The sequence below is a fragment of the Pseudomonas sp. ML96 genome (assembly GCF_000761545.1).
Classification (GTDB): Bacteria; Pseudomonadota; Gammaproteobacteria; order Pseudomonadales; family Pseudomonadaceae; genus Aquipseudomonas.
The window spans coordinates 82803-89701 of the sequence record NZ_JPMY01000031.1 but is presented as its reverse complement, the minus strand read 5'-3'; the positions used below and the strand labels follow the sequence as shown (position 1 = coordinate 89701).

6 protein-coding genes are annotated in these 6899 nt (G+C 62.3%); all 6 read left to right on the top strand.

The window, feature by feature from the left end; all coding sequences use genetic code 11:
• Window positions 1-189: 189 nt before the first annotated feature.
• The 6 genes from IP89_RS15920 to flgK are packed head-to-tail and all read left to right on the top strand — an operon-like array spanning window position 190 to window position 6890.
• Entirely contained in the window at window positions 190-933 is a 744-nt protein-coding gene (locus IP89_RS15920; RefSeq protein WP_043310590.1) for a flagellar basal body rod protein FlgF, read from the top strand.
• Window positions 934-979: 46 nt separating this feature from the next.
• The gene (gene flgG / locus IP89_RS15915) at window positions 980-1765 is read left to right on the top strand and encodes a flagellar basal-body rod protein FlgG (RefSeq protein ID WP_043310589.1); all 786 of its coding nucleotides are present in this window, start codon (window positions 980-982) and stop codon (window positions 1763-1765) included.
• A 59-nt stretch (window positions 1766-1824) separates the two neighbouring features.
• Entirely contained in the window at window positions 1825-2538 is a 714-nt protein-coding gene (flgH, locus tag IP89_RS15910; protein ID WP_043310588.1) for a flagellar basal body L-ring protein FlgH, read from the top strand.
• Between the two features lie 14 nt (window positions 2539-2552).
• Entirely contained in the window at window positions 2553-3653 is a 1101-nt protein-coding gene (locus tag IP89_RS15905) for a flagellar basal body P-ring protein FlgI (protein ID WP_043310587.1), read from the top strand.
• An 11-nt stretch (window positions 3654-3664) separates the two neighbouring features.
• Window positions 3665-4816 carry a flagellar assembly peptidoglycan hydrolase FlgJ gene (gene flgJ, locus IP89_RS15900; RefSeq protein WP_043310586.1) on the top strand — a complete coding sequence of 384 codons (1152 nt, stop codon included), beginning with the start codon at window positions 3665-3667 and terminating at the stop codon, window positions 4814-4816.
• Window positions 4817-4826: 10 nt separating this feature from the next.
• Window positions 4827-6890, top strand: a complete 2064-nt coding sequence (flgK, locus tag IP89_RS15895) for a flagellar hook-associated protein FlgK (RefSeq protein WP_043310585.1) — start codon at window positions 4827-4829, stop codon at window positions 6888-6890.
• The last annotated feature ends 9 nt before the right edge of the window (window positions 6891-6899 follow it).

Sequence of the window (6899 nt, the reverse complement as noted above, 5' to 3'; positions counted from 1 at the left end):
GGGGGGGCTTGCCGGCAGCGGCAAGCCCTCGCCGGCATACCCTTCCTCTAAGCTCCTCTCTGAGCTTTCTTATTGAAAATAATCCTTTAAAAACATATAGATATCTATATGTTTTGTTTGTGGCACGCAGTTTGCTGAAGAGCAGGTAACTGAGTTACGAGCGGCAATAGCCGACCTGCGGAGCAAACCATGGACAAGATGCTGTACATCTCCATGAGCGGAGCCAGCCAGAACACCCTGGCCCAGCGCGCCCACGCCAACAACCTGGCGAACATTTCCACCAGCGGCTTTCAGCGCGACTACGAACAGGCGCGCTCCATGCCTGTATTCGGCGATAGCTATCCAGCCCGCGTCTATGCGATGAGCGAGCGTCCGGCTACCGACTTCACCCCTGGCTCTCTGCAGGAGACCGGTCGCGACATGGACATCGCCATGGACGGCCAGGGCTGGATTGCCGTACAGGCGGCAGATGGCGGCGAAGCCTATGTACGCACCGCCAGCCTGCAGATCGATGCCCTCGGCCAGCTGCGCACCGGCAATGGCTTGCCGGTTCTCGGCAACGGTGGGCCGATTGCGGTGCCGCCGGAGCAGAAAGTCGAGATCGGCCAGGACGGCACCATCAGCATCCGTGCCCTCGGTGAGGCGCCGAACGTGATGGCCGAGGTGGACCGCATCAAGCTGGTCAATCCCGATCCCAAGACCATGGAGAAGGGCACCGATGGCCTGATCCGCGTCAAGGGCGCCACCGAGCCGGTTGCCGCTGACGCCAACGTGCGCGTCACCTCCGGCTTCCTCGAATCGAGCAACGTCAACGCCGTCGAGGAGATGACCGCGATCCTGTCGCTGTCCCGCCAATTCGAGCTGCACGTGAAGATGATGCGCACCGCCGAAGACGATGCGGCGGCCATGGCACGGGTCATGCAACTCAGCTAATCACCAACGCGAAGCGCCATGAATCTGGCGCTCGAGGAGAAAGAATATGCTTCCTGCACTCTGGGTTGCGAAAACCGGTCTGTCCGCCCAGGACATGAACCTGACCACCATTTCCAACAACCTGGCCAACGTCTCGACCACCGGCTTCAAGCGCGATCGCGCCGAGTTCGAGGATCTGCTGTACCAGATCCGTCGCCAGCCTGGCGGTCAATCCAGCCAGGACAGCGAGCTGCCCACCGGCCTGCAGCTGGGTACCGGTGTGCGTATCGCCGGCACCCAGAAGATATTCACTGCCGGCAGCCTGCAAACCACCGAACAGCCGCTGGACCTGGCGGTAAACGGTCGTGGCTTCTTCCAGGTCCTGATGCCGGACGGCACCGTGGGTTACACCCGTGACGGTAGCTTCCATCTGGACTCCGACGGCCAGATCGTGACCTCCAGCGGTTTCCCGCTCGAGCCGGCCATCGTTCTGCCGGCCGAGGTGCAGACCTTCACCGTGGGCGAGGATGGCACCGCGTCGGTCACCGTCGCCGGCAACCCGGCTTCCCAGGTGATCGGCAACATCCAGACCGCCGACTTCGTCAACCCGGCGGGCCTGCAGGCCATCGGCAACAACCTGTTCCTGGAGACTGCTTCCAGCGGTGCGCCGCAGGTCGGTACCCCCGGTCTGACCGGTCTGGGTACCGTGCTGCAGAATACCCTGGAGAACTCCAACGTCAGCGTGGTGGAGGAACTGGTCAACATGATCACCACCCAGCGCGCCTACGAGATGAACTCCAAGGTGATCTCCACCTCGGACCAGATGCTCTCCTTCATCACTCAGAACCTTTAATACCGCAGGCGCCCTAGGCGCCGGCGACTAGCGACACGTACACCGTGAGGTAAGTGGTTATGACCCGGCCGATGATTCTTCTCCCCTTGCTGGCCAGCGCGCTCCTGAGCGGCTGCGTCGCGCCTTCGCCAAAGCCGGACGATCCCTACTACGCCCCGGTGCTACCGCGTACTCCGCTGCCGGCTTCCCAGAGCAACGGCTCCATCTACCAGGCCGGTTTCGAGACCAATCTGTACGATGATCGCAAGGCTTATCGCGTCGGCGACATCATCACCATCACCCTGAGTGAGCGTACCCAGGCGAGCAAGTCCGCAGGCTCGGACATGTCCAAGGACAGCAGCGCCAACCTCGGCCTGACCTCGCTGTTCGGCGGCGCTGTGTCCTTGAACAATCCTAACTCCAGCCTCAATCCGCTGAAGACCGATGATCTGAGCCTGGATGTGGGCTACAGCGGAACGCGCTCCACCCAGGGCGACTCGGCTGCCAACCAGAGCAACAGCCTGTCCGGCTCGATCACCGTGACTGTCGCGGAAGTCCTGCCCAACGGCATCCTGGCCGTGCGTGGCGAGAAATGGATGACGCTGAACACCGGTGATGAGCTGGTGCGCATCGCCGGCATGGTGCGTGCCGACGACATCGCCACCGACAACACGGTGTCCTCGACTCGGGTGGCAAATGCGCGCATCACCTACTCGGGCACCGGTGCCTTCGCCGATGCCAGTCAGCCGGGCTGGTTCGACCGGTTCTTCATGAGCCCGTTGTTCCCGTTCTGAGCAGGTAGCCGATCATGAAACGACTGATTTCCGTCCTTTGCCTGTTGTTCGTCGCCAGCGCCGCTCAGGCCGAGCGTCTGAAGGACCTGGCGAGCATCCAGGGCGTGCGGACCAACCAACTGATCGGTTATGGCCTGGTGGTCGGCCTCAATGGCACCGGTGACCAGACCACCCAGACACCGTTCACCCTGCAGACCTTCAACAACATGCTGTCGCAGTTCGGTATCAAGGTGCCGGCTAATTCCGGCAACGTGCAGCTGAAGAACGTGGCGGCGGTATCCGTGCATGCCGAGCTGCCGCCCTTCGCCAAGCCGGGCCAGGTGATCGACGTCACTATCTCCTCGATCGGTAACTCCAAGAGCCTGCGCGGCGGCAGCCTGCTGATGACGCCGATGAAGGGCATCGACGGCAACGTCTACGCCATCGCCCAGGGCAACCTGGTGGTGGGTGGTTTCGACGCCACTGGTGGTGACGGCTCGCGCATTACCGTCAACGTTCCGTCGGCGGGCCGTATTCCAGCCGGTGCCACCGTCGAGCGCCCGGTGCCGAGCGGCTTCGATCAGGGCAACAGCCTGACCCTGAACCTCAATCGCCCGGACTTCACCACCGCGAAGAACATCGTCGACCAGATCAACGGCCTGCTGGGCCCGGGCGTGGCCCAGGCCATTGATGGCGGCTCGATTCGCGTCAGCGCGCCGCTGGACCCGAACCAACGCGTGGATTATCTGGCCGTGCTGGAGAACATCGAGATCGAAGCGGGGCAGGCGGCGGCCAAGGTCATCATCAACTCGCGGACCGGCACCATCGTCATCGGCCAGAACGTCAAGGTACAGCCGGCTGCGGTGACCCACGGCAGCCTGACCGTGACCATCACCGAAGATCCGATCGTCAGCCAGCCCAATGCGCTGTCTGGTGGGCAGACCGCTGTGGTGCCGCGCTCGCAGGTCGACGCGCAGCAGGAAGCCAAGCCGATGTTCAAGTTCGGCCCCGGTACCACGCTGGATGAAATCGTCCGCGCGGTTAACCAGGTGGGCGCCGCACCTTCCGACCTGATGGCTATCCTCGAGGCGCTGAAACAAGCCGGCGCCTTGCAGGCTGACCTGATCGTGATCTGACGGAGGCGACCATGGACTCCAGACTCGCAGCCGGCATCGACAGCGGCGCCTACACCGACCTGAACCGGCTCAACCAGTTCAAGGTCGGCGGGGACAGCGAAGGCAACATCAAGAAAGTTGCCCAGGAATTCGAGTCGCTGTTCCTCAACGAAATGATGAAGGCCATGCGCAAGGCGAACGAAGTGTTCGGCGAAGGCAACTTCATGAACAGCAACGAGAGCAAGACCTACCAGGACATGCACGACCAGCAGTTGGCCGTGACCCTGTCGAAGAACAACGGCGGCATCGGCCTGGCGTCGGTGCTGGAGCGTCAGCTCAGCCAGATGAAGAGCGGGCCGAAGCGGGTCAATCCGTTCGCCCAGGTCGAAGCGCCGAATAGCACGGCGCGTGCCGGTGCGTTCAAGGCGGCGGGCGAGGGCAGTGCCGCTCGTGATGACTCGCAGCTCATCAACCAGCGTCGCCTGAGTTTGCCGAGCAAGCTCACCGACCGCCTGCTCGCCGGTATCGTCCCTACTACCGAAGGCCAGCCACTGGCGGGCAGCGACTGGGTGCCGGCGCAGGCTAGCGCTGCGGCGGACAGCAAGCCGCTGAGCCTGGATGACAGCGATGCCATCAGCGGCCGCCGCGTGGCCCAGCCGCCGTTGGCCAAGGGCAAGTCGGCCTTTGCCTCAGCCGCCGATTTCGTCGAGACCATGCTGCCGCTGGCCGAGGAGGCCGCGCAGAAGATCGGCGTCGACGCCCGTTACCTGGTGGCCCAGGCCGCCCTGGAAACCGGCTGGGGCAAGTCGATCATCCAGCAGTCCGATGGCTCCAGCAGTCACAACCTGTTCGGCATCAAGGCCCATGGCGGCTGGCAGGGCGAGTCGGCACGGGTGCTGACCACCGAATACAAGGGCGGTGAGGCAGTGAAGGAGGCGGCATCGTTCCGCGCCTACGACTCCTACCGCCAGAGCTTCAACGACTACGTGAGTTTTCTGCAGGGCAATGGTCGCTACCAGGAGGCACTGGATGCGACCGAGAACCCGGAGCGTTTCGTGCGTGAGCTGCAGGAGGCCGGTTACGCCACCGACCCCCAGTACGCTCGCAAGATCGCGCAGATCGCCCGGCAGATGCAGACCTATCAGGCTGTGGCTGCCGCCGACAGCCCGACCACAAGGACTTGAGAGCTAGATCATGGCTGACCTACTGAGCATTGGCCTGTCGGGCCTCGCTGCGAACAAGACGTCGCTGGCGGTCACCGGCCACAACATCACCAACGTCAATACGCCGGGCTTCTCCCGGCAGGACACGGTGCAGGCCACGCGCACTCCGCAGTTCAGCGGCGCCGGCTACATCGGCTCGGGTACCACCCTGGTCGACGTACGGCGTATCTACAACGAGTTCCTGACCACTCAGGTGCGCAGCAGTACCGCTCTGAACAGCGACGTATCGGCCTACCTGAACCAAATCAACCAGCTCGACTCGTTGTTGGCGGGCAGTACTACGGGTATCACTCCCGGCTTGCAGAAGCTGTTCGCTTCGCTACAGACGGCAGCAGAGGACCCCGCCAACATTCCGGCTCGGCAGCTGGTGCTGTCCGAGGCGGAGGGGTTGGCCAAACGCTTCAATACGATCTATGACCGTCTCTACGAGCAGAACGCGTTCATCAACAAGCAGATGTCGGCGGTCACCGATCAGGTCAATCAGCTAGCCACCTCCATCGCCGGCTACAACAACGCCATCGCAGTGGCTTCTGCCAACGGGCAGGCCCCTAACGATCTGCTGGATGCGCGCGAGGAAGCGGTACGCAAGCTGTCTGAGTTCATTGGCGTGACCGTGGTGCCGCAGGACGATAACAGCTACAACCTGTTTATCGGCTCTGGTCAGCCACTGGTGGTGGGTGCCACTGCGGCGAAGCTGGAAGTGGTGCCGGGTACGGCCGACCCTCTGCGCGCCGAGGTGCAGTTCGTTAGCGGCAACTCGCGCCAGGGTATTACCAGTCTGATTACTGGCGGTGAGATGGGTGGGCTGATCCGCTACCGCGAAGATGTGTTGGACGAGTCGCTCAATGCTGTGGGGCGACTCGCGCTATCGGTTGCCGACCAGGTCAATAGCCAGCTGGGGCAAGGGCTGGATCTCAAGGGCAACTTCGGTGAGCCGCTATTCCGTCAGATCAACGATCCGCTGCTGATCGGCCAGCGCAGCATCGCGCGGGTAGGCAACAGCAATCCCACGGCCAACCTTAACGTGCTGATTCAGGATACCACCGCGCTGACGACCAGCGACTACGAGGTGGAGTTCACCAGCCCCACCGAGTACACGGTGCGGCGTATTTCCGACGGCCAGGCAATCTCCGCCATGTATGACGACGATGGCGACCCAGATACCCCGCTGGTAGCCGCGCCTGCGCCATATGACATTACTAGTGGTACGCCGCTGGTGTTCGACGGTTTCTCGATGAATGTGGCATCCGGCACCTTTGCCGCCGGTGACCGCTTCCGCATCATGCCGACGCGTACCGCCGGCAGCGATATTCGCGCCGATCTGAAGAATGCCGAAGAGCTGGCCTTCGCCTCGCCACTGAAGGCTGACACCAGCCCCGGCAACATTGGCACTGGTGTGATCACCCAGCCAAGCATGATTACCCAGATCGACATTTACGATCCGGCCGCTCAGGCAGCGCTCGAAAACAGCCTGCGCACTGCTCCGCCGCTGCGCATCGTATTTACCTCGACTACCGGTTACGACGTGGTTGATACCACTGGCGCTGTGCTGAGCAGCAACACCATCGTTCCGGGGCAGAACAACACCCAGCAGATCACTGCCGGCACTCCGCCGAACGATTTCACCTTCGAATTCACTATCAGCGGCCGGCCCAGCACCGGTGACAATTTCACCATTGCCTTCAATACCAACGGCGTGTCGGATAACCGCAACGCGTTGAAGTTGGTAGATCTGCAGAACAAGGCGACGGTCGGTATTGATCCGAACTTCCCCGGCACCACCGGTGCGAGTTTTACTGACTCCTATGGTGATCTGGTTGAGCGAGTAGGTACGCTGACCAGCCAGGCACGGGTGGATGGCGAGGCGACTGCCGCGATCCTCAAGCAGGCCACTGACAACCGTGATTCGATTTCTGCGGTCAACCTTGATGAAGAGGCGGCCAAGCTGATTCAGTTCGAGCAGTATTACCAGGCGTCCGCGCAGATCATTCAAGTCGCGCGCAGCCTGTTCGATACCCTGATCAATACCTTCTAAGTCGGACAG